The sequence below is a fragment of the Cryobacterium sp. TMT2-18-2 genome (assembly GCF_004402245.1).
Taxonomy (GTDB): Bacteria; Actinomycetota; Actinomycetes; order Actinomycetales; family Microbacteriaceae; genus Cryobacterium; species Cryobacterium sandaracinum.
In genome coordinates, this window is the sequence record NZ_SOFU01000035.1 from 1 (window position 1) to 22,480 (window position 22,480).

Annotated in this window: 21 protein-coding genes; 12 read left to right on the forward strand and 9 right to left on the reverse strand. The window is 65.1% G+C overall.

Annotated features, from left to right (window positions below; translation table 11 throughout):
• On the forward strand, positions 1–232 hold a 232-nt coding region (locus E3O22_RS10795), incomplete at its 5' end, for an integrase core domain-containing protein (RefSeq protein WP_134397100.1).
• Positions 233–588: 356 nt separating this feature from the next.
• Here the strand turns inward: E3O22_RS10795 and E3O22_RS10800 are convergent.
• Positions 589–1,470: an HNH endonuclease gene (locus E3O22_RS10800; protein ID WP_134393528.1), complete on the reverse strand. Its 882-nt coding sequence runs from the start codon at positions 1,468–1,470 to the stop codon at positions 589–591.
• Positions 1,471–1,606: 136 nt separating this feature from the next.
• On the opposite strand from E3O22_RS10800, the gene E3O22_RS10805 reads away from it, so the two are divergent.
• Positions 1,607–2,641: an NADPH:quinone reductase gene (locus E3O22_RS10805; RefSeq protein WP_134393529.1), complete on the forward strand. Its 1,035-nt coding sequence runs from the start codon at positions 1,607–1,609 to the stop codon at positions 2,639–2,641.
• Between the two features lie 52 nt (positions 2,642–2,693).
• Here E3O22_RS10805 and deoC read toward each other — a convergent pair whose 3' ends face one another.
• From deoC to deoD, 3 genes are read right to left on the reverse strand one after another with little or no spacing between them, the layout of a single operon-like run.
• A complete protein-coding gene (gene deoC, locus E3O22_RS10810; RefSeq protein WP_134393530.1) occupies positions 2,694–3,398 on the reverse strand; it encodes a deoxyribose-phosphate aldolase in 705 nt (234 codons plus the stop codon).
• A 9-nt stretch (positions 3,399–3,407) separates the two neighbouring features.
• Positions 3,408–4,814: an MFS transporter gene (locus tag E3O22_RS10815; protein WP_134393531.1), complete on the reverse strand. Its 1,407-nt coding sequence runs from the start codon at positions 4,812–4,814 to the stop codon at positions 3,408–3,410.
• Positions 4,814–5,578, reverse strand: coding sequence for a purine-nucleoside phosphorylase (gene deoD, locus E3O22_RS10820; RefSeq protein WP_370448385.1), 765 nt, complete (start codon positions 5,576–5,578; stop codon positions 4,814–4,816). The genes E3O22_RS10815 and deoD overlap by 1 nt, the downstream gene beginning before the upstream one ends.
• Positions 5,579–5,664: 86 nt before the next feature.
• Here deoD and E3O22_RS10825 point away from each other — a divergent pair, with 86 nt between their 5' ends.
• Entirely contained in the window at positions 5,665–6,456 is a 792-nt protein-coding gene (locus E3O22_RS10825; RefSeq protein WP_134393532.1) for a GntR family transcriptional regulator, read from the forward strand.
• A 75-nt stretch (positions 6,457–6,531) separates the two neighbouring features.
• Here the strand turns inward: E3O22_RS10825 and E3O22_RS10830 are convergent, their stop codons facing one another.
• Together E3O22_RS10830 and tkt are read right to left on the reverse strand one after the other, a co-directional pair.
• A complete protein-coding gene (locus E3O22_RS10830; RefSeq protein ID WP_134393533.1) occupies positions 6,532–6,906 on the reverse strand; it encodes a YccF domain-containing protein in 375 nt (124 codons plus the stop codon).
• 51 nt (positions 6,907–6,957) lie between these two features.
• Positions 6,958–9,024: a transketolase gene (tkt, locus tag E3O22_RS10835; RefSeq protein WP_134393534.1), complete on the reverse strand. Its 2,067-nt coding sequence runs from the start codon at positions 9,022–9,024 to the stop codon at positions 6,958–6,960.
• Between the two features lie 94 nt (positions 9,025–9,118).
• Here tkt and E3O22_RS10840 point away from each other — a divergent pair, with 94 nt between their 5' ends.
• The 8 genes from E3O22_RS10840 (at position 9,119) to E3O22_RS10875 (ending at position 18,594) form a co-directional block, all read left to right on the forward strand.
• Positions 9,119–10,303, forward strand: a complete 1,185-nt coding sequence (locus tag E3O22_RS10840; protein WP_134393535.1) for an ROK family protein — start codon at positions 9,119–9,121, stop codon at positions 10,301–10,303.
• 197 nt (positions 10,304–10,500) lie between these two features.
• Positions 10,501–10,959: a PTS sugar transporter subunit IIA gene (locus tag E3O22_RS10845; protein ID WP_134393536.1), complete on the forward strand. Its 459-nt coding sequence runs from the start codon at positions 10,501–10,503 to the stop codon at positions 10,957–10,959.
• A gap of 64 nt (positions 10,960–11,023) precedes the next feature.
• Complete coding sequence (locus tag E3O22_RS10850; protein ID WP_134342816.1) at positions 11,024–11,296, forward strand: PTS sugar transporter subunit IIB; 273 nt, start codon at positions 11,024–11,026, stop codon at positions 11,294–11,296.
• 42 nt (positions 11,297–11,338) lie between these two features.
• Entirely contained in the window at positions 11,339–12,865 is a 1,527-nt protein-coding gene (locus tag E3O22_RS10855; RefSeq protein ID WP_134393537.1) for a PTS ascorbate transporter subunit IIC, read from the forward strand.
• A 535-nt stretch (positions 12,866–13,400) separates the two neighbouring features.
• On the forward strand, positions 13,401–14,342 hold the full coding sequence (locus E3O22_RS10860; protein ID WP_134393538.1) for a zinc-binding dehydrogenase: 942 nt from the start codon (positions 13,401–13,403) through the stop codon (positions 14,340–14,342).
• 388 nt (positions 14,343–14,730) lie between these two features.
• Positions 14,731–15,798, forward strand: coding sequence for an extracellular solute-binding protein (locus E3O22_RS10865; RefSeq protein WP_134393539.1), 1,068 nt, complete (start codon positions 14,731–14,733; stop codon positions 15,796–15,798).
• A 24-nt stretch (positions 15,799–15,822) separates the two neighbouring features.
• Positions 15,823–16,836 carry an ABC transporter ATP-binding protein gene (locus tag E3O22_RS10870; protein ID WP_134374055.1) on the forward strand — a complete coding sequence of 338 codons (1,014 nt, stop codon included), beginning with the start codon at positions 15,823–15,825 and terminating at the stop codon, positions 16,834–16,836.
• A 36-nt stretch (positions 16,837–16,872) separates the two neighbouring features.
• Positions 16,873–18,594: an iron ABC transporter permease gene (locus tag E3O22_RS10875; RefSeq protein WP_166784628.1), complete on the forward strand. Its 1,722-nt coding sequence runs from the start codon at positions 16,873–16,875 to the stop codon at positions 18,592–18,594.
• 110 nt (positions 18,595–18,704) lie between these two features.
• Here E3O22_RS10875 and E3O22_RS10880 read toward each other — a convergent pair whose 3' ends face one another.
• Both E3O22_RS10880 and E3O22_RS10885 read right to left on the reverse strand, forming a co-directional pair.
• Positions 18,705–19,424: a triacylglycerol lipase gene (locus tag E3O22_RS10880; RefSeq protein WP_134393541.1), complete on the reverse strand. Its 720-nt coding sequence runs from the start codon at positions 19,422–19,424 to the stop codon at positions 18,705–18,707.
• Positions 19,421–20,248, reverse strand: coding sequence for an alpha/beta fold hydrolase (locus E3O22_RS10885; protein WP_166784629.1), 828 nt, complete (start codon positions 20,246–20,248; stop codon positions 19,421–19,423). The genes E3O22_RS10880 and E3O22_RS10885 overlap by 4 nt, the downstream gene beginning before the upstream one ends.
• 178 nt (positions 20,249–20,426) lie before the next feature.
• On the opposite strand from E3O22_RS10885, the gene E3O22_RS10890 reads away from it, so the two are divergent.
• The gene (locus E3O22_RS10890; protein WP_134393543.1) at positions 20,427–20,840 is read left to right on the forward strand and encodes a DUF2256 and DUF3253 domain-containing protein; all 414 of its coding nucleotides are present in this window, start codon (positions 20,427–20,429) and stop codon (positions 20,838–20,840) included.
• Positions 20,841–21,012: 172 nt separating this feature from the next.
• On the opposite strand, the gene E3O22_RS10895 is transcribed toward E3O22_RS10890, so the two are convergent.
• On the reverse strand, positions 21,013–22,398 hold the full coding sequence (locus E3O22_RS10895; protein WP_104099292.1) for an LLM class flavin-dependent oxidoreductase: 1,386 nt from the start codon (positions 22,396–22,398) through the stop codon (positions 21,013–21,015).
• Positions 22,399–22,480: the final 82 nt, after the last annotated feature.

Here is a 22,480-nt window from a genome sequence, read left to right on the forward strand (position 1 = left end):
TACGCACAAGTTCACCCGGCCCTACCGACCCCAAACCAACGGAAAGATCGAACGATTCCACCGCACCCTCGCCGCGGAATGGGCTTACGCCCACCACTACAACTCAGACGCCGCCCGAGCAGCCACCTACCAGGACTGGATCCATAGCTACAATCACCACAGACCCCATACCGGCATCGGCGGCAAATCACCCATCAACCGTGCTCACAACGTCAGTGGGAACAACACCTAGATCGACACTGAAGCCCCGCCCATGAGCCAACACGTCGCAACAGTCCGGTGCTCAATGTCTGGCGAGCCCTGCGAAGGGCCGGAACGGTTTTCGATGGACGAAGCGGGAGCCAGCCGCGCCGCAGCAGGTTCTTGAGGCAGAGGACGTCTGCTCTGCACGGGCGGGCAGACGAATCACGAAGCCGGCACGCAGTTGATCTAGCGATATGCGCATTTTCGGCAGCTACAGTCACCTGAAGCGACAGTGGGCCTTTTCGGCGGAATCGTGAGATTCGAGCTTTGACTGAGTAAGGCTGGAATTACCAATCCTGACCACAGGTATGAACTTTTGGGGCCCGGCGCGCAGCGTGAGGCCAGTCAGGCGGCGAAGTCCTCGTACCTTCTCGCGAGGGCGACGCGAGCCGGACGGTCGATCGCGCGACCTGGAAGCGTAAGGGTCTTACCGTGCATGTCCTGCAGGCCGTAGCGGAGCATTGGTCCGTCGACCTCATCGAGTAATTCGCCGTTGATGCGAACGACATAGTCCGGTGTGATTCCAAGGAGATTCCGGTCGTAGGCGGCATGGTGGATCTTGCACAGCGATAGACCGTTGGTCACGTCTGCAAAGCCATCCCGCTCGACATCGGGGATGATGTGGGCGGCATCTAGAAGTTCTAGATGTTTGAGCGAACAAATGGCGCAGGTGCTCGCGTAGGCGTGCATCACTTTGGCACGGAACGCAGGCTGATGAAGACGCGCTTTGACAGTCCGCTCGGCATACGCGCGTAGGTCCGGTGGGAGAGCTGCAGGATCGCCGAAGAACCGAAGGGATTCATCCATGGTGATCGTGAAGACCCTATCGATTGGGTCATCCGCCACAACATATACCGGGTAATGCGCCACGAAGACACCGGGGCGGATGCCTTCGAAGTAGATGAGGGGAGCCTGATGCTGAAACGCTCGCTTCAGCTTGAAGTTGTCTCTGTTCTCTCCAGCTCGATAGTCGTATTTTACGAATGCCGCAGTGTCAAGCCTGTCGGAATATGGGCTATTCACACTCGTCATTATGCTCAGCGTGGACTCGAAATCACGCGGGTTACGGATTCCCCTTCCGCGATCGATTAGCGGGATGCGGATGTCGCCAACGTGGAAGTTAGCGAGTTCATCGCGCGTGAATTCGTATTGACCGCCGAGTTGGCGCTCGTCGAGCCATCGGAAGATGGCGACGCGCAGATCCTGTTCGATATCGGGCGAGTACATGTAGCAGTTCTACCAGGTAATCCGTGTTGAGTTGGAACCTCTGTGCGAGACCATTTGTGCCGATGAGGGCGGCTTCTCAGATCGGTATGTAGCGCCGAAACGGAAGCATTCCACTCCTGCCCGCGTTACCCCTGACATGAAGTCCATTGTGTACAGCCAGACCGGTGACCCGTCCGTGCTCCAGCTCGTCGATCGGCCGGTGACCGAACCCGGAGCCGGCGAGGTGCGGGTTCGGATCGTGGTCAGCGGCGTGAACCCCACCGACTGGAAATCACGGCGCGGCTCGGCACCGGGCCAGGCGCTGGCGTTCGACGACGTCGTACCCGGCCAGGATGGCGCAGGGATCGTGGAGGCGGTCGGCTCTGGGGTGCAGCACGTGGGCGTGGGCGACCGGGTGTGGCTAGTGCTCGCCGCGTACCAGCGCGCGAACAGCGGCACGGCCCAGGAGCTTGCGGTGCTTCCCGCGGAGCGCGTGTTCCCGTTGCCCGCGAATGCGAGTTTCGACCAGGGCGCGAGCCTCGGAGTGCCGGCGATCACGGCGTACCGCGCGCTGACGGTCGCCGAAGACGGCCCGCGGCGGCTGCACCCGGGCGCCCTGGCCGGAAAGGTGGTGCTGGTGGCCGGCGGAGCAGGTGCGGTCGGGCACGCGGCGATCCAGCTGGCCCGATGGGCGGGGGCATCCGTTGTCACGACCGTGAGCGGACCGGCGAAGGCGGCGCTCGCCACGGCCGCCGGCGCGCAGCACGTGCTCACCTACACCGACCCGGACGTCGTCGCCCAGATCCGGGCGATCGCACCGGAGGGGGTGGACCTGATCGTGGAGGTCGCACCGGCCCAGAATGCGAGGCTGGACCTGGCCGTCATCCGTAATCGGGGGTCGATCGCGGTCTATGCCAACAACGGTGGCGACCAGGTGACGCTCGACGTGCGCCAGCACTTCAGCCTCAACGTGCGCTACCAGTTCGTATTGCTCTACACGGTGGGTGCCGACGCGATCCGGGCGGCGGCCGAGGACATCACCGCGGCCCTCGTCGACGGCGCACTGAGCGTGGGGGAGGAGGCGGGGCTGCCTTTGCACCGCACCGATCTCGCGCACACGGCGGATGCCCATGCCCTGGTCGAGAGCGGCGTTGTCGGGAAGGTGCTGATCGACGTCTCGGCGGGCCGGTAAGAACATGCGCGCCGGGCTTACACAAGATGGAATGTGCGAGCCCGGCCGGTTGTCAGTAGCTGCCAGCGCCTTCGGCCGAAGACGCACCGGAGAGCAGCGCGGCGCTACCGGAGACGCCGAGGCGGGTGGCGCCGGCTTCGAGCATGGCCAGGGCATCGTTAAAGGTTCGCACACCGCCCGAGGCCTTGACTTCGGCCCGGTCGCCCACGGTCTGCTTCATCAGGCGAACGGCGTGCACGGTCGCCCCGCCGGCCGGGTGAAAACCGGTCGAGGTCTTGACGAAGTCGGCCCCCGCGGCGACGGATGCCTGGCACGCGCCGACGATCTCGGCGTCGGTCAGCGCGGCGGATTCGATGATCACCTTGAGCACCTTCGGTGCGGGGACGCCTACACGAACGGCCGCGATATCGGCCTGCACGTCCGCGAACCGGCCGGCCTTGACGGCACCGATGTCGATGACCATGTCGACCTCGTCCGCACCCTGCTCGATGGCGAGGGCGGCCTCGGCGGCCTTGATGGCGCTGTGGTGCTTGCCGCTGGGGAAGCCGCAGACGACCGCGACCTTGAGGTCGGAGCCGGCGGGGATGCAGAGCGGCAGCATCGACGGGGAGACACAGATCGAGTAGGTGCCGAGCCTGATGGCCTCGGCGATGAGTGCGGTCACGTCTGCTGCGGTGGCCTCGGGCTTGAGGAGGGTGTGGTCGATGTGCTGGGCGACGATCGCGGAGCTGAGGGAGAGGGTGGAGGTCGAAATCATGGTATGTCCTTAGTTGGTTACGGGTTCGGGTGCGGGTTCGCCTTGGCGCTCCAGGACCACGATGAAGGCGCGGTAGAGCACCAGTCCGAGGGCGGCGACCGCCGCGAGAATCAGCAACACCGTTCCGTAAGAGGCTGCCTGGTCGGTGCCGGTGATGCCCCCGAGCAGGTTGGGCTTCAGGTCCATCAGGGTTGCGGTGTAGGCGATGCCGATCGGCACTGCCATGTTGATGGTGAGGTTGTAGAAGCCGATGGCGATACCGGATTTCTCGACCGGCACCCGCCCAATGGCGGTCGATACGAGTGGGCCGTACATCAACGCGAAGCCCATGCCGAACAAGACCATCGAGATCACGAAGATCCCGATCCACTTGTCCACCACCAGAGCCGGGATCAGCATCGAGGCGGTGATCACGATCAACGCCGTGGTGATGGCCTGCTTGGAGGTGAGGAACCGGGCGATTTTGCCGGTGGCCGAGCCGACGATCACGGCGGCGATGTAGCCGGGGATCAGCAGCAGGGAGACCTCACCCAGGTTGTAGCCGTAGATGTCGGATACCAGGAATGGGAAGAGGAACGTGTAGCCGAGCTGGACCGTGTAGATGACGAATACCACGCTGATCATCAGCGAGTATTGTGCGTTGGCGAAGAACGCGATGGTGATCACGGCGTTGTCGTTGGTTCGGATGTGCCAGATGAACAGGATCAGCCCCGCGATGACTGGCACCAGGTACCACGGGTTGAAGTTCTGCATGAACAGGATGATGCCGGTGGCGAACACCGCGATCAGGAAAAGCCCGAGCACGTCCACGTGGCTGTCGTTCGTTTCCTCCGCAGCAACCGTGCGGAGCACGAGCGGGATGGTCAGCAGGGAAAGCAACGTGACCAGGAAGAAGGCCGCCCAGCCGATGTAGGTGGCGATGAAGCCGCTGCCGACGGTGCCGATCAGTAGCGACAGTTGGAAGGCTGCGGTGCTGAAGCCCAGGTACTTCTTCTGCTCGTCGCCCCTGAAATGCTTGGTGACGTAGATCACGTAGAGGGTCTCGGCGGCCGCCAAGCCGGCGGTCTGGATCAGCCGGCCGACCAGGACCAGCCAGAAGTTGGCCTGGAAGATGAAGCCGACGATCGACCCGATCGTCATCACGAGGATCGCGAAAATGATGAGTTTCCGGATACTGATCGAGTCGGCCAGCGCGGCGTAAACTACGGCACCGATACCGATCAGGATGCCGGTCAGCGTGGCTTGCAGGCTGACGGTGTTGACGGGCAGGTTGAGGTCCTGCGCCAGCGCCGGCGACATGAACTTGAAGCCGTTGTCCAGCACCAGCGAAAACACGAAGAGGAACAGCAGGATAGGAACGGCCCGGGTCGGTGTGAAGGCCGGGGTTGGACGCTTGGCGTGACTCGCGTTGCTCATCAGATCAGTTCCAGCGCGATTTCGATCATTCCGGTGAAGGCGGTCTGCCGTTCCTCGGGGGTGGTCTTGGCGTTGGTGACGAGCTGGTCGCTAACAGTGAAGATGCCCAGCGCATCGACGCCCCCGGCCGCGGCGTTGGCGAACAGCCCTGCCGACTCCATCTCGGCGGCCAGGATGCCCATCTTCATCCACTTCCCCATGGCGTCCGGATCGGCGCCGTAGAACAGGTCGGACGAGAGCACATTGCCCACGTGGGTGCGTTGACCGCGCTCGTCGGCGATCCGTTTGGCGTGCTCGAGCAGCCTGTACGACGACAGCGGCGCCCATGAACCGGGCAGGTTGAACTGGTGCAGGTAGTTGGAGTCGGTCGACGCGCCCTGGGCGATAACTACGTCGTAGAGCTCCATGTTCTTCTGCATGGCGCCGCAGCTGCCCACCCGGATCAGGTTCTTGACCCCGAAAAAGTGGATCAGCTCATAGCTATAGAGCGAGATGGAGGGGATGCCCATACCCGTGCCCATCACGGACACGGGACGCCCCCGGTAAGTGCCCGTAAAGCCCAACATGTTACGAACCTCGTTGAAGCACCGGATGTCGTCGAAGTAGGTCTCGGCGATGAATTTTGCTCGCAGCGGGTCCCCCGGAAGGAGGATCGTCTCGGCGATGTCCACCCCTTTCGGATCAATGTGCGGCGTGCTGCTCGTGGGGGGATACAGACCCTTCATCGTTAACGGTGATCCGACCCTCGTGGTGGTTGAACTCATATTGACCCCTTCGTCTGCATAGTATGAAGTTATACCTCTCAGGTAGCATATCAAATGTGATACGTTCGGGGTGACAAGGAGGCCTCGTGGCGACCCGTTTGGAACCGCACCCGTTCTTTCACCAGCAGCTCTACCTCACGGTCGGCCAGCCGATTCGAGTCGCCGTCTACACGCGGCTCGCAGATGGAATCCGCTCTGGTGTGTTCCGGCTCGGCGAAATGCTGCCGAGGGAAACAGAGCTCTCGGCAATGCTCGGCGTCAGCCGCACACCCGTACGCGAGGCGCTGATGCTCCTCGAAGAAGACGGGTTACTCGTCACCCGTCGCGGAGTTGGACGATTCGTGACGGACTTCATCCCGCACGGCGGACTGGAGCAGCTGCGGCCATTTGAGATCGCCTTAGCCGACCCGAACATGACGTTGACTGTCCAGCCGGTGCGCTTCGAGTTGGAAGGGGTTACAGACTTCGTGTCCCACCGACTCTCGCTCGACCCGGCTGCCAACGCCTGGATCCGCGAGAGCGTCTTGCTGCAGGATGGCGTTCCCGTTGCCACTGTTCAAGAGCATCTCCCCGCTGGGCGCTACCTCAGTGATGTGAGCGCGCGAATCGCATCCGAACTCTCGGAGATCGCCGCCGAACCACGGACACTCCTCGCATCCATGCAGGCCAACGGCCACGTCTTCACAAACAGCGTGTGCCAGATCGTCGCAACCGACGCTGGCCCCACGCGAGGGAAACTGCTGAACATAGAGCCGGCAGCGGCGGTCCTCGTTCTGACCCAGACAGCGGAGCACGGCGGAGTTCCGATCTACGCCGCAAAATGTGTCGTCGCGCCCGGGCACGGGTCACTGTCGGTAAGGCAACACAACCCGAACTAGGGGTGCTTTTCGGCGACTGGGCTTAGTCGCGGGCGATGCGCAAAGCTGCGGTCTCTATCGCGCAACGGTGAACCCTTATCGAATGTCGACGATCTGCTTGCCGAGCGGCATCAGCGCCACCGGAATCAGCTTGAAGTTGGCGATCCCGAACGGGATGCCGATGATCGTGAAGCAGAGCGCGATGCCCGAGAAGAGGTGCCCAAGGGCGATCCAGAAGCCGGCCAGAATCACCCACACGACGTTGCCGAGGAAGGACCCGACGCCCGCGTTCGGCTTGTCGACCACGGTCTTGCCGAACGGCCAGAGCGCGTAGACGCCGATCCGGGCCGCTGCGATGCCCCAGGGGATGGTGATGATCAGCACGAACATGATCAGCGCCGCCAGCATGTAGCCGAGGAACAGCCAGAAGCCCGAGAACACGAGCCAGATGACGTTGAGGATGGTTGTCATAGTGATTCCATTCTCTCCCTGGTGGCCGGGTCGCCGGGCCGACGGTGTGGCTCACCGAGCGCGTGATCCTGCCGATTCCCTGAGCCGGGTGGCGGCGAGGGTGGCGTGCGCTGCCGCGATGACAGCGTCGAGGTGGATGCCGCGGCGCCGCAGAACCTGAGGGCCGCTGCCCGACTCGCCGAACTCCTCGATCGACACCACGCGCCCGTCGAGGCCCACCCAGCGGTACCAGGCATCGCCGCGGCCGGCCTCGACGGCGACCCGGGCACGCAGGGCCTCCGGCAGCACGACCTCGCGGTAGTCGGTACTTTGCTCCGCGAACCACTCGACACAGGGCATGGACACGACCCGGGCGCAGATGCCGTCCTCAGCCAAGCGTGCGGCGGCTTTGATCGCGAGGTGGACTTCACTGCCGGTGGCGAGGATGGCCAGGTGGTTCCCATCGCCGTGCTGCCAGCGCACGTAACCGCCGGCCGTGACCCCCGCGGGGGTGGTGTCGTGGCTCTCGAGCACGGGCAGGTCCTGCCGGCTGAGGACGAGGGCGACCGGCCGGTCGGGGGAGGCGAGAATACGACGCCAGGCGGCGACGACCTCGACGGAGTCGGCGGGGCGCACCACGTCGAGCCCCGGAACGGTGCGGAGTGACGCGATCTGCTCGACCGGCTGGTGGGTGGGGCCGTCTTCGCCGACGGCGACCGAGTCGTGGGTGTACACGTACACCGCGCCGAGTCCCATTAGTGCGCCGAGACGGATGCTCGGCCGCATGTAGTCGCTGAACACCAGGTAGGTGGAGGCGAACGGGCGCCACGGCCCTTGCAGGGCGATGCCGTTGAGGATGGCGGCCATGGCGTGCTCGCGGATGCCGAACCGGATGAACTCGCCGGCAGGGTTCGCGGCGGAGAAGCGGTCGCCGTCGACCTCCACGGTGGTGGAACCGGCGAGGTCGGCGGAGCCGCCCCACAGCGGGACTGAGCCCTGCAGCGCGCGGAGCACGGCGCCGTTGGTCTTGCGGGTGGCGATGGTGTCGCCGGCGCTGCCGACGTTCACGGTGTCGAGGGCGGAGCTGTCGAACTCGCCGCCGCGGAAGGCGGTCCAGCGCGCCGCCGCCTCGGGGTCGCCGGTGCTCCAGGTGGTGAGGTCGGCCTCCCAGCTGCTGTGTAGTTGCTCGCCGCGGGCGCGCGCACCTCGGGTGTGCTCGAGGGTCTCGGGGTCGACGAGGTCTTCGAGGGGAGCGTCGGGTGCGAAGCCCAGTGTTGTCTTCACCGCGGCGAGTTCGTCGGCGCCGAAGCCGCCCGAGTGCGCAGCCGACGAGCCACCGAACTTCGCGGAGGGGGTGCCGATGACCGTGCGGAGAGCCACGAGGGTGGGGCGGCCGGTGCGTTCCGCTGCGGCGCGGAGGGTGTGTTCCAGAGCGTCAAGGTCGTTCGGGGTGTCGATCTCGAGCACCCGCCATCCGTAGGCCCGGTACCGGGCGCGCACGTCTTCCGTGAAGGTGTCGGCGGTGCTGGAGTCGATGGTGATGCCGTTGTCGTCCCAGATCAGCACCAGGTTGTCGAGGCCGAGCGTGCCGGCCAGGCTCGACGCCTCACCGGAGACACCCTCCTGTAGGCATCCGTCGCCCGCCAGTACCCACACGCTGTGGTCGAGCAGGGTGGAGCCGGGGGTGAACACGGCGCTCTCGTGCCGGGCGGCCATGGCCATGCCCACGGCCGAGGCGACGCCCTGACCGAGCGGCCCGGTGCTCATCTCCACGCCCACGGTGTGGTGCACCTCGGGGTGCCCCGGTGTCTTCGAGCCGAGGGTGCGGCTCTTGGCGAGGTCGTCGAGGGTGAGGCCGTAGCCGGTGAAGAACAGCTGGGTGTAGAGCAGAAGACTGGCGTGACCGGCCGAAAGAACGAATCGGTCTCGGGCGGGCCAGTCGGGATGGGCGGGGGAGTGGCGCAGAACTCGGGAGAACAACACATGGGACAATGGCGCCAATGCCATGGCGGTGCCGCCGTGTCCGTGACCTTTTGCCTGCACTATGTGGGCGGCCAGGGCCTGGGCGCTCGCGACGGCGCGAGCGTCGAGTTCGGTATGCGTCATCGTTGACGAAAGATTCGGGATTTCGGTAGCCATGCGAGATACTTTGGTATACAAATGTACGTAAGTCAATAACGGATCCGTCGGGTGTGTAGCGCGCCTACGGATGCGTCGGAGGGGTATGAATACGATGGCGCACACTCTATCCACGGGCTCGGGCGTGGTGCTCGGCCTGATCCGGTCCGGTCTCGCCACCACCCGCAGCGACCTCATCGACCAGCTCGGCTGGTCGCGGATCACCCTGGCGCGGCGCCTGGACGAACTGTTGCTCGCGTCGATCGTGGTGAGTGTGGGGCAACTCGATTCCCGCGGCGGCCGCCCACCCGAGGAGTTCGCGGTCAATCCGCACGCCGGCCTGTTGCTCGCCGTGGACATCGGTGGATCGCACACCCGGCTGGCCATCACCGACCTGGTGTCCACCATCCTCAGTGAGGATGAAGCCGACATCGGACTGAGCGAGGGGCCGGCCGAGATCTTCGAATGGGCCGGCCAGGTCTTCGACCACATGCTCGATCGGCTCGGCAAGACCCGCGCCGACGTGGTGGGGATCGGCGTGGGTGTGCCCGGACCGGTCGATTTTGTGACCGGGCGGCTCGCCACCGGGCAGGTGGACGCGCAGTGGGACGGCGTCTTGGTGAAGGACTATTTCGCCGGCCGCTTCGACAATGCCGTATTCGCCGTGGACCGAGACGTGAACATCATGGCGCTCGCCGAGGCGCGGCGGGGCTGGAGCGAATACCGAGACGTCGCGGTGCTCAAAGCCGGCATCGGGGTCGGTCTGGCGTTTGTGCTCGACGGCGCGATCTACCACGGCTCCCGAGGAGGCGCAGGCGATCTCAGCCCTGTGCGCACCGGCGGAGCTCGCACCGAACGGCTCGAAACGAGCGCCAGCGGTGCGGTGATCCGCCGCGAACTGCAGCGCCAAGGCTACCGGGTGCGCACCAGCAACGACATCGTCGGCCTCGCCAACCAGGGCGACCCCGAGGCGCTGCGGCTGCTCAACGAGACCGGCACCGCCATCGGGCAGAGCCTGGTGCACGTGGTCGGTCTGCTCAACCCGCAGGCCGTGGTGGTCGGCGGCAACCTTGCCCAGGCCGGCGAGCCGTTCCTCGGCGCCATCCGCGACGCTATCTTCGCCGGCGCCCGGGATTTCGCTCTACAGGGGCTTGTGGTGGAGAAATCTCGTCTCGGCCACATCGCCGGCATCACGGGAGCCTCGCTCATCGCCCAGGACGCACTCTTTGAACCCGACCGCATCAGCCGGCTCACTCGTGGCGGCCTGCCCGCTCTCTCCCTGCCCGTCCCGTCGATCTAACTCGCGCTGGAGTCCTGGCAGTTTCCACACTTCCCGCGCCCGCCATTCGTTGCCCACGACGCCATTTGGCGACGCTAGATAGTCAATTTCAAAAACTTTGGTACATTTGTAGACAAAAGGTCGCTTAGGCTTGTACAGTCATCCCAATCGCCCTCGCAGTCAGGGGGTGGATCGAATCCAAACAACGGAGTTAATTCGTGGCATTCAACCTCGCCGAATCACTGTCGTCCATCGTGACCCAGGCGGATGCAGCCGACTGGCGCGCCGCGATCCGTCTCGCCGGCGACGGCCTCGTGTGGGGTGGAGCAACCACGGATGCCTACACCGACGAGATGATCGACGCGGTCGAAAAGCACGGCCCCTACATCGTCATCGCCCCGGGCATCGCCCTGGCGCACTCACGGCCGTCGTCGGCGGTTCTCACCGGCGGACTCAGCTGGGTGAGCCTGGCCACCCCCGTCGAATTCGGCAACAAGGCCAACGACCCCGTCAACCTCGTGATCGGGCTCGCCGCCGTCGACCACGACGCTCACCTCACCGTGATGCGTGCACTCGCCGGTGTTCTCTCCGACAGCTCGGCCATGGAGCGCCTCACCGCGGCCACCAGCCCCGACGACGTTCGCGCCGTGCTCCGCGGGCTCTCCTCGGTCGCGTAAAGCGCGGCACACGCATCCACCCCACTCTTCTTCACTCTTCTCTCACCCAATCGAAAGGCACCCCATGAAGATCGTCGCCGTCTGTGGAATGGGCATTGGAACCTCAGTGCTGCTGAAAATGAACGCCGAGAAGGTTCTCGCCAAGCTCGGGATCGATGCGGATGTCGAGGCCGCCGACATGGGCGTGGCTCGCGGCGCCGCTCAGACGGCCGAGATCGTGCTCACCTCGGCGGAGCTGGCCGAAGAACTCGGCGATGTTCCCGCCGAGGTCATCGTCATCAACAATTTCTTCGATCTCGAGGAGATCACCGAGAAGCTCACCGCCGCAGTCGAGTAACCCCTTTCACCTTCCCTTCTCACAGAATATGGAGCTCCCACAATGGAGTGGCTCGTCGTCGTACTGAACTTCATCGGACAACAGATTCTCAATGTGCCGGCCTACCTGATCGGCATTATCACCGCCATCGGCCTGATGGCGCTGAAACGCAACGCCGGGCAGGTGATCGGCGGCGCACTCAAAGCGGCGCTCGGCTTCCTGATCCTCGGCGCCGGCGCCGGCGTTGTGGTGGGCTCCCTTGACCCGCTGGGCAAACTGATCCTCGCGGTCACCGGCGCCCAGGGCGTTATTCCCACCAACGAGGTCATCACCGCCATAGCGCAGGATGAGTTCGGCGCTCAGAGCGCCTACGTGCTCACCCTCGGGTTCCTCGTGATGCTCGCCCTGGCCCGCTTCACCCCGCTGAAGTACGTCTTCCTCACCGGGCACCACATGGTCTTCATGGCCACGATGCTCACCGTGGTGCTCTCCGTCGGATTCGGAGACGGCGCCGGCTGGCTCGTGGTCGTCATCGGCGCTCTGCTGCTCGGCGTGATCATGGTGGTCATGCCCGCGTTCGCGCACCCCTGGACCAAGAAGATCACCGGCAACGACACCATCGCGATCGGCCACTTCGGCACCCTCGGCTACATCGCTGCCGGTGCCGCCGGCCAGGCCGTCGGTCACCGCAGCAAGTCGACCGAAGAGATCAAGTTCCCGCAGGGCCTCAAATTCCTGCGCGACTCGATGGTCGCCACCTCACTGTCGATGGTTCTCATCTACATGGTCTTCGCCATCTGGGGCCTCATCGCCCTGCCGCTGCAGGAGGCGCTGGACATCTTCGGCTCCGCCGACGCCGGCGCGTTCATCATGGCGGCCTTTGCCCAGGCCCTGCAGTTCGGTGTGGGTGTCGCGGTCATCCTCTACGGTGTGCGCACCGTGCTCGGCGAGCTGGTCCCCGCGTTCCAGGGGATCGCCGAAAAGGTTGTGCCCGGTGCGCGTCCCGCGCTCGACATCCCGATCGTGTTCCCGTTCGGCGCCAACGCCGTGCTCATCGGCTTCCTGAGCTCGTTCGCCGGTGGCCTCCTTGCGCTAGGTGTGCTGGCAATCTGGCTGAACCCGATGTTCGGGCTCGCACTGATCCTCCCCGGCATGGTGCCGCACTTCTTCACCGGTGGTGGAGCCGGTGTCTACGGCAACGCGACCGGCGGACGCCTCGGTGCCATGCTCGGTGGCTTCGTCAACGGCGTGATCATCACCATCCTGCCCGCCATCCTGCTGCTGGTCCTCGGCGACTTCGGCTTCGCCAACAGCACCTTCGGCGACGCCGACTTCGGTTGGTTCGGCACCCTCGTGGGTGTCAGCGTCGGTGTGGGCGGCGGACTCGGGGTCGTCCTTGCGATCCTCATCGCCGTGGTGCTCGTCAGCGTCGCGATCGTCTACCAGATCCACGTTGTGGACAAGGGCTGGGTGCCCGGGGCCAAGCGTGACGTCTGGATCGCCGAAGAGAAGGCGGCCGAGAAGGCCGTTCTCGACGCCGAGAAGGCTCGTCGCAAGGCGGAAAAGGAAGCGGCGGCCGAGGCCGGTTAGGTTCACCGGCTCGACGTTTCGCCAGAGGGCGGCCCCGCGGTGCGGGGTCGCCCTCTGTTCCTGTTCGGAGTGCTTCGGGGCTGGGTTCTGACACCTGTACCGGCTGGGAGCACGGTCAACGTATTCGACCTGGTCACGCCGATCGGCATGAATCGTTCCAGGTGTGTTCGCTCAACCGTGCGTGCGAGTGCCGCGTTCAAGGCAGCGATGTCGAAACTCGACGGATCATTGACATCTAGGCCATCTTTCGCCAAGAGCGGTGCCATCTCCTAAAGAAGGTCATTGGCCATGCCTGGCCGGTGGACCATGCCGGCTGCGCCGAATGCGCTTCGGAAGTTGGGGTCGTCTAAGGGAGTGGACATGCTCCGAGCTTGGGCGCGGGGCGGCTGCGAAGTCGCGGTGAGGAAGGCGGTTTCGTGCGATTTTCGGTATGCCTGCGCGATCGGTGATGCCGCACTGGTGCGCGTCGTGGGGCCGAAGCCCGAGATGAGGGCAAGGCGAGAATCTTTCCACCCCCGCCCGCGTTGCCCCTGACGTGAAGTCCATTGTGTACAGCCAGACCGGTGACCCGTCTGTGCTCCACCTCGTGGATCGGCCGGTGACCGAACCCGGTGCCGGCGAGGTGCGGGTGCGGATCGTGGTCAGCGGCGTGAACCCCACCGACTGGAAGTCGCGCCGCGGCTCGGCACCGGGCCAGGCGCTCGCCGCGTACCAGCGCGCAAATAGCGGCTCGGCCCAGGAGTACGCCGTGCTGCCCGCGGAGCGCGTCTTTTTGCTTTCCGCGAATGCGAGTTTCGACCAGGGCGCGAGCCTCGGAGTGCCGGCGATCACGGCGTACCGCGCGTTGACGGTGGCCGAAGACGGACCGCGGCGGCTGCACCCGGGCGCCCTAGCCGGGAAAGTGGTGCTCGTGGCCGGCGGAGCAGGTGCGGTCGGGCACGCGGCGATCCAGCTGGCCCGATGGGCGGGGGCATCCGTTGTCACGACCGTGAGCGGGCCGGCGAAGGCGGCGCTCGCCACGGCCGCCGGCGCGCAGCACGTGCTCACCTACACCGACCCGGACGTCGTGGCCCAGATCCGGGCGATCGCACCGGAGGGGGTGGACCTGATCGTGGAGGTCGCACCGGCCCAGAATGCGAGGCTGGACCTGGCCGTCATCCGTAATCGGGGGTCGATCGCGGTCTATGCCAACAACGGCGGCGACCAGGAGACGCTCGACGTGCGCCAGCACTTCAGCCTCAACGTGCGCTACCAGTTCGTATTGCTCTACACGGTGGGGGCCGACGTGATTCGGGCGGCGGCCGAGGACATCACCGCGGCCCTCGTCGACGGCGCGCTGGGCGTGGGGGAGGAGGCGGGGTTGCCGCTGCACCGCACCGACCTGGCGCACACGGCGGATGCCCATGCCCTGGTCGAGAGCGGCGTTGTCGGGAAGGTGCTGATCGACGTGTCGGTGGGGTTCGCTCCGGCGGCGTGAGCAATGTGAACCGTGAACCGTGAACCGTGCGCTCTGAGCAGGGAGTGACGGCCCGCGCCCGCCGAACGCGCCAACGCTCACCCCCAGTGTCGCCGGAGCTTCAGCCCATTGAATGGCCAACCGCCGACCTGCGCCCATCGTGTGCACTCTACGGGGAACGAGCGCCGAGTAAAACCCGGGACAATTCTGCGTCAGCTGCGTGCGCAAGACATCAACTGCGGCATCGCTTCCAACGGCGTCAGTACAGCCAGTTAACGCAAGGCGAACTTTCGTTCAGGTGGCCTGGGGCGGTATTTGCTGCGACTTAGTGTGAATGAACCGTTGCTAAAACTTGATTCGGTCGGTGAGTGGCCATCTGCCCTCTCGCGGCCCAGAAAAGGACTCACAATTGAACAAGCGCATTCTCACAGCGGCCACTCTTGCGGCCGTGCTTCTGGGCACCGTCGCGTTGGCGTCATGCAGCAGCACGGCAGGCGAGGCGTCGTCGGGGGAATCCTCCGGAACCCTCATCGTCTACACGAACAGCAATTCGGATGGGCGAGGGGAATGGGTGACCGCCAAGGCCGCCGAGGCCGGGATGAAGATCGAGATCGTGGGGCTGGGCGGGGCCGACCTCGCCAACCGCATCGTCGCCGAGAAGAATAACCCGGTGGGCGACGTCGTCTTCGGCCTGAACAATATGTTCTTCGAAACGCTGAAGGCAGAGGATGCCGTCACCGCCTACACGCCGGAGTGGTCGGGGGATGTCGACAAGAAAGCCGGTGACGCCAAGGACGGGGCGTTCTGGCCCCTCGTCGAACAGGCCATCGTCACCGTCTACGACACCAACACCGTGACGAGCGCAGACGCCCCGAAACAGGTCAGCGACCTGTGGGACGGCGCCGAATACCACGGCCGATACGAAGTGAACACCAGCCTCGGCCAGGCCACCCCGCAACTGGTTCTCGCCGGCATGCTCGCGCCCTATGCCGACGAGAAGGGCGACCTGGGCATCTCGGATGCCGGCTGGAAGCAGGTGCACGACTACTACAAGCACGGTTCACCAGCGATCGAGGGCACCGACCTGTATGCGCGCCTGACCCGCGACGAGGTCGACTACGGCGTGCTCCCGAGCAGCGGAATCACCAGCCGCGACGCCGAATACGCCACCAAGACCGGCGTGATCAGCCCGGAAGACGGTGTCCCCTACGTCACCGAGCAGATCGCGGTCATCAACGGCGCGCCGCGCCAGGACCAGGCCGAGAAGTTCATCGACTGGTTCGGCGGAGCCGAGGTGCAGGGCGAGTTCGCCGCCGAATTCGCGTCCTACCCGGTGAATGAGAAGGCTCGCGCCGAGGCGCTTCCGGAGGTCGTCGAACTGATCGAGTCCCTCCCCAAGCAGGACATCGACTGGTCGCTGACCCGCGAACGCATCTCCGAGTGGGTCGAGAAGACCGAGCTCGAGTACCTGCCCTAAGTCTCGGCCCGGGCACGAACAGTCATGATCAGATTCGAGAACGTCGAAGTGAGCTTCGGCGAGAAAATCGCCATCCCGGACCTGACCCTCGAGATCGAGCAGGGTGAGTTCTTCACCCTGCTCGGGCCCTCCGGGTGCGGCAAGACGACGGCCCTGCGCACGCTCGCCGGGTTCATCGAACCGTCCCGGGGTGAGATCTACATCGACGGGAAGGTGGCCACCCGGCTGCCGAGCGAAAAACGCAGCGTGGGCATGGTCTTCCAGAACTACGCGCTGTTCCCCAGCATGAGCGTGTGGGAGAACATCGCGTTCGGCCTGCGGGTGCGAAAGACCAGGAAGGCCGAGACGGCGCTGCTCGTCGACGAGATCGCCGCTCAGGTCGAGCTCAGCGAGGAGCAGCTCGCGAAGAACGTGTCCGAACTCTCCGGTGGCCAGCAGCAGCGGGTCGCCATCGCCCGGGCCCTCGTGCTCAAGCCGCGCATCCTGCTGCTCGACGAGCCCCTCTCCAATCTCGACGCCAAGCTGCGCGTGCAGCTGCGCGAACAGCTGAAGAACCTGCAGCGGGAACTCGGCATCACCACGGTGTACGTCACGCACGACCAGGAAGAGGCCCTCACCATGAGCGACCGGATCGCCGTGTTCAACCACGGTGTGGTCGAGCAGGTAGGCACCCCGGAGGAGATCTACAACCGCTCCGGCACCGAGTTCGTCTGTACCTTCGTCGGTGCGATGAACAAGCTCTCGGGCGACGTCGTGCACCAGCTGCGCCAGCGCGGTGGCACCGGTCTCGCACCAGCGAAAACGTCGTACCTGCGCCTGGAGAAGGTGTCGTTGCAGGCGCCCCCAGGCAACACGGATGCGATCCGGCTCGATGGCGTTGTCGCCGGCCGTTCCTACCACGGCTCGCACAGCACCTACACAATCGACAGTCATGGCAGCAGCATTCGTGCTCTGGTGCCCGAGGGCGGCGGATCTGCGCTCGAACCGGGTTCTGCGGCGCGACTGTATATCGACCCGTCGTCGATCCTGCAGTACTAGAGGGGAACATCCGTGCGCACTTCGTCGTGGGCTTCAATGTTCCGATCCCCGTTCGTCGTCATCATCACCCTGGTGACGCTGTGGTTCGTGGCGACGTTTTTGGTCTTCCCGAACGCCAACCTGCTCATCAGAACCTTCTTCCCGGAGGGTCAGTTCAGCTTTCGGGCCGTCGAGAAACTGGTCAGCTCCGAACGTGCGATGAACAGCCTCTGGCACAGCTTCGCGTTGGCCGCCACGCTGGCCGTCACGGTGAATGCCGTCGGCATCTTCATCGTTCTCGTCACCGACTATTTCAAGATCCGGGGCGCACGGATGCTGTGGCTCGGCTACGCCACCACCCTTATCTACGGGGGCATCGTGCTCGCCGCCGGCTACAACTTCATCTACGGCCGCTACGGATTCGTCACCAACGCCGTGCGCAACTGGTTTCCCGAGATCGACCCGAACTGGTTCTCCGGTTACTTCGCGGTCGTCGTCGTGATGACGCTGGCCACGACGACGAACCATATGCTTTTCCTGGGATCGTCGCTGGCGAAGATCGACTACCAGACCATCGAGGCGGCGCGCAATATGGGCGCATCGACCATGGGCATCCTCTGGCGAATCGTGTTGCCCGCCCTGCGCCCGATGATCTTCGCCGTGACAGTTCTCACCTTCCTGACCGGTCTCGGCGCACTGACAGCGCCGCTCGTGTTGGGCGGCACCGATTTCCAAACGATCGCCCCGATGATCCTCACCTTCTCCAAAAGCACCGGGTCGCGTGACCTCGCCGCGCTGCTCGCCGTAATCCTCGGCCTGGCGACCATCGTGCTTCTGGCAATGATGAACCGGGTCGAAAAGTCGGGGGTGTACTTCTCGGTGGCGAAGGTGGCGACCCCGCTGCAAAAACAGAGAATCCCGAACCCAGTGGCGAACGCTGCCGTGCACGTGGCCGCCTACGCTCTCTTCGTCGTCTACGCGACGCCGGTGCTGCTGATCGTGCTGTTTTCCTTCGTGCACTCGAGTGCCATCGTCACGGGGAGCATCAGCTGGAATTCGTTCACGCTCGACAACTACGCCACGGTCTTCGGCACGCCCGCGGTGCTCCGGCCGTTCGTGGTCAGCGTCGTCTACAGCGCGCTGGCGTCGGTGATCGTGGTCGGCGGGATGCTGTTCGTCTCACGGTTGCTGCAGAAGCACCGCAACCCGTTGACCGTCACGCTGGAGTACCTGCTGCACATCCCCTGGATCCTGCCGACGATTCTCATCGCCCTCGCCCTCGTCATGACGTTCGACCGACCCAACGCGATGGTCGGCGGCCAGGTGCTGACGGGAACGACGAGTCTCCTGCTGATCGCCTACGTGATCGTAAAGATCCCGTTCACCCTGCGGTTGCTCAAGGCGGCTTTCTCGTCGGTGCCGGAGTCGCTCGAGGAGGCCGCCCGCATCCTCGGTGCCGGGTCGATGTTCACCCTTCGCACGGTGCTGGTTCCGCTGGTTCTCCCGACCGCGGCTGCGATCACTGCGCTCAATTTCAACAGCCTGCTCGACGACTATGACGCCGCGGTGTTCCTGTATCACCCGCTCTACCAACCCCTCGGTGTTGCGATCAAGGCGAGCACGGAGGGGGAGAACAACCTCGACTCCATGTCGATCACGTTCGTCTACACCGTGCTGCTCATGATCATCATGGGGTTCACCATGTACCTGGTCTACGGGCGAGGAGGCTCGTCGACGAAGCGCCGTACGCGCCGCGCGCGCACTGTCGCGGCGAAGTAGTCGGGGCGGAGTCCTCCCTGCGGCTGAACATCAGCCCGAGCGGTCAGGCTTCACGTGCGGCAGGGCAAGCGCCTTGCCCGCGTGACCGAAGGTCGATCTGCGACCTGGAGTCAGACTGCCGACTCCGCGGCATGCGTCACCGCGTCGAGCACGGCCCGCACGGCCGCCGGGTCGCCGAGGATGCGGAAGTGCCCACCAACCCGGAGCTGGATGTTGCGGGCGCCGACGAGTTCACTGCCCTCGGGGATATGCGGGTCGAACACCCCGTAGATAGACGTGATGCGGTTGTTGACCCGGTGGTCCAGGCCGAGGTCGTGCAGGGCCATGTTGACGGGGGCGAAGGCACGGATGCTCGGCACGACCCAGTAGCGCGCATAGCGGGAGCCGCCGAAGGGTGAACTGATCGCGGTCATTCCGCTTACCCGGCGGCCCGGGTCATCCGTCGTCATGAGCAGTTTGCCGATCAGGCCGCCCTTGCTGTGCGCCACGATGACGACGCCGTTCAGGTTCTCCCGCTCGAGGTAGGCGGCCACGGTCGCTGCGGCATCCGCCAGAGACCGCCGGTTGCGGCCGAGCTTCGCCACCACGTGCACCGGATGCCCGTGGCCATGCAGAATTTCAATCAACGGTCGCATGAACTGCCAGGATTCGTACACCCCCGGGATGATCACGATCGGGGCTTTGGCGCCGGAGCGGAAGTCCGTGGGCCGGGCGCGGGAGAGGAACGCACGGGTCTGGCCGGTCGCCGCATAGACGTAGTCGAGCAGCCACCACCAGGCCTCGCGCAGATGGCGACTGAGCAGACGGGGGTTCAGGAGACGGCGAATCATTGTGCCGGGTGCGCGACCGACGGAAGCCGGAGGGCGTGCCCCTCGATGATGGCGGCGGTTTGCACGGCGGCACTGTGGTGCACCAGGTGGCGGTGCCCCGCAACCTCGAACACATGCCCGTCCGGCGCGGCGGCGGCCAGTGCTGCGCACCAGGTGCTGCCGGAGACGGGGTCGTTGGTGCCGCGGATCACGAGGACGGGGGAGCGCACCTCGCCAAGGGCCAGGTCGGTGCGGTAGCCGAGCATGGGGACGAGCTCGGTGGAGAACCAGCGCGGGCCGCACTCGAGGTAGTCACGGAACACGATCAGATTGCCCGACGGCGACTCCTTGGTCACATCCCGGGTCAGGCCCAGGGCCTGTTGCACGGCTGTCGACCGGCGGGGATCGGTGACAGGGCCGATCAGAACCAGGTGGGAGACGGCATCGGGGCGTTGCCGGGCCACCTCGGAGACGAATTGGGCGCCCATCGAATGGCCGACCAGGACCGCCCGCGGCACCTCGAGTCGATCCAGAAGCCGGCCGAGCAGGGCACCGTATTCTTCGACAGCGAGCGGCCGAACGGGCCGGCGGGTGCCGCCGAATCCGGGCAGATCGAGCGAATGGGTGTGCCCGGTGGCGGCCAGGCTCCGCTGCACCCGGCGGTAGTAGCGGTGCGACGCCCCGATGCCGTGGACCAGCAGGTAGGTCGGCGCGTCCGGCGACGGCGAGGTGCTTTTCAGGGAGTGCACGGTGAATTGATGCCCCTCCACCTCGATGCTGCGGCCACGGGCAGGAACAGCGGCCGCGCGCCGTCGTTCGACACGCACTCGGTCGGTGCTCGTCACAGGGTTTCCTTCGGGTTCAGGTGCCAAAATCCTAGCCTCCGGCAGTGTCGGGTGGCCTGGGCGCTCATGGGGGCTGAGACATCCGTCACTGATAAGACGAATGCGGGCCGGATTCGTCACGCCTGCGGCGCCGATCGGCGGCTCTCGACGACCCGCGCCATCCCGCAGGATAGAAGGCATGGCCCACCGTCAACGAAAACCCGCCGATTCTGACCCCGCCCGCGACCGGGCGGACAAGACGTGCGCCTCGTGTGGGCGGCGCATCGAGTGGCGCGCGAAGTGGGCCGACAACTGGGATTCGGTGAAGTACTGCTCGAGCGCGTGCCGCGCACACGGGGTCACGGCGACCGACCTCAAGCTGGAAGAGAGCATCACCACACTGCTCAGTGCGCGGGCGACGGATGCCACGATCTGCCCGTCCGAGGCGGCGAAAGTGGTCGGCGGTGAGAGCTGGAACGACCTCATGGAGCCGGCCCGACGCGCCGCACGCCGTATGGTCGCCCGCGGCGACCTGCAGATCACGCAGGGCGGGGCCGTGGTCGATCCGTCGACGGCGAAGGGTCCGATCCGGTTGCGGCGGGTGCGGGCATAGGCGCGGTGACCCGCGCGGGGCGAGCATAACTCCTGCAAATTCTGCCTGCCGATTTGTCCACCCGCGTAATCACGCGGATCATGCGGGAAGTCTCACCGTATTGCAGGAGTTATGCGATGAGGGTCGGCAGCGGCAACTGACCTGTTCGCCGCCACCGCGCGGTCGCCGCTCGTCACCTAACGGATTGGTTCACCCCGAGCCGATAATCGGCTCCGTGGTGCTCCTCGGGCAGACGGTCGCCGCGCCCGTGCAACTTGTTGCGTAGAGTGCCCTCGACGTACTCCTCCGGGTAGGCCCCGCGACGACGCAGCTCCGGAATCACGAACTCGACCACGTCTTCGAACGTTCCGGGTGTGATCGCGTAGGCGAGGTTGAATCCGTCAACATCGGTATCGGCGACCCACTCCTGCAGGTGATCGGCAACCTCTTCCGGTGAGCCGACGATGAACGGCCCCAGGCCGCCGATTGCGCCGAGCTTCGCGATGTCACGCACGGTCCACTCGGAGCCGTCATCATTCGCCGCCTGAAAATTTGCCACCGCCGACTGGATCGCGTTGCTCTTCACGTTGCCGATCGGCTCGTCGAGGTCATACCGAGAGAGATCGATGCCCATCCAGCCCGACATGAACACCAGGGCGCCTTCTTCGCTCGCGTAGGAAAGGTAGTCCTGATGTTTTGCGTGCGCCTTCTCGCTGGTCTCGTCGGTGATGATTGTCAGCAGCGTGTAGATCTTCGCGGAGTACCGGTCTCGACCGGCCTGCTCGAGCGCATCCCGGATCTTGCTCACGGTCGCGGTGAGGCCGGACTTGGTCGAAGCGGCCACGAAGATCGCCTCGGCGTTGCCGGCGGCGAAGGCGATACCGCGCGGCGATGCCCCGGCCTGATAGATCACCGGCGTGCGCTGCAACGACGGCTCGGACAGGTGGATCCCCGGCACGGTGAAGTTCTTGCCGTAATGCCCGATCTCATGCACCTTGCTCGGATCGGTGAACACCCCGGTCTCCCGGTCGCGGATGACGGCATCGTCTTCCCACGAGCCCTCCCACAACTTGTACAGCACCTCGAGATACTCGTCGGCGACGTCGTAGCGGTCGTCATGCTCCAATTGGTCTTCATGCCCCATGTTGCGGGCGGCGCTCGGCAGATAACCGGTGACGACGTTCCAGCCGACGCGACCCTTCGTCAAATGGTCGAGTGTCGACATCCGTCGCGCGAACGGGTACGGATGCTCGTACGCTGTACCCGCGGTCACGCCGAACCCGAGGTTCTCGGTCACCGCCGCCATGGCGGAGACGAGCAGAATCGGGTCGTTCACGGGAACCTGGGCCCCGTGCCGGATCGCTGCCTCGTTCGAACCGCCATAGACGTCGTACGTTCCGAGCACATCGGCGATGAAAATGCCATCGAAAGTGCCTCGCTCGAGCAGCCTGGCCAGGTCGGTCCAATAGGAGAGGTCCTTGTATCGCCAGGACTGGTCAAGCGGATGCCGCCACATTCCTGAGGACTGGTGGGCGACGCAGTTCATGTCAAAAGCGTTGAAGCGAATTTGTCTGGGCATGCCACCCATCCTGTGGCGCGGTCGTTGACGGCGCCACAGCACTCGCCATTTTGCGTAACACACGGGGAGCTACGGGCTGATC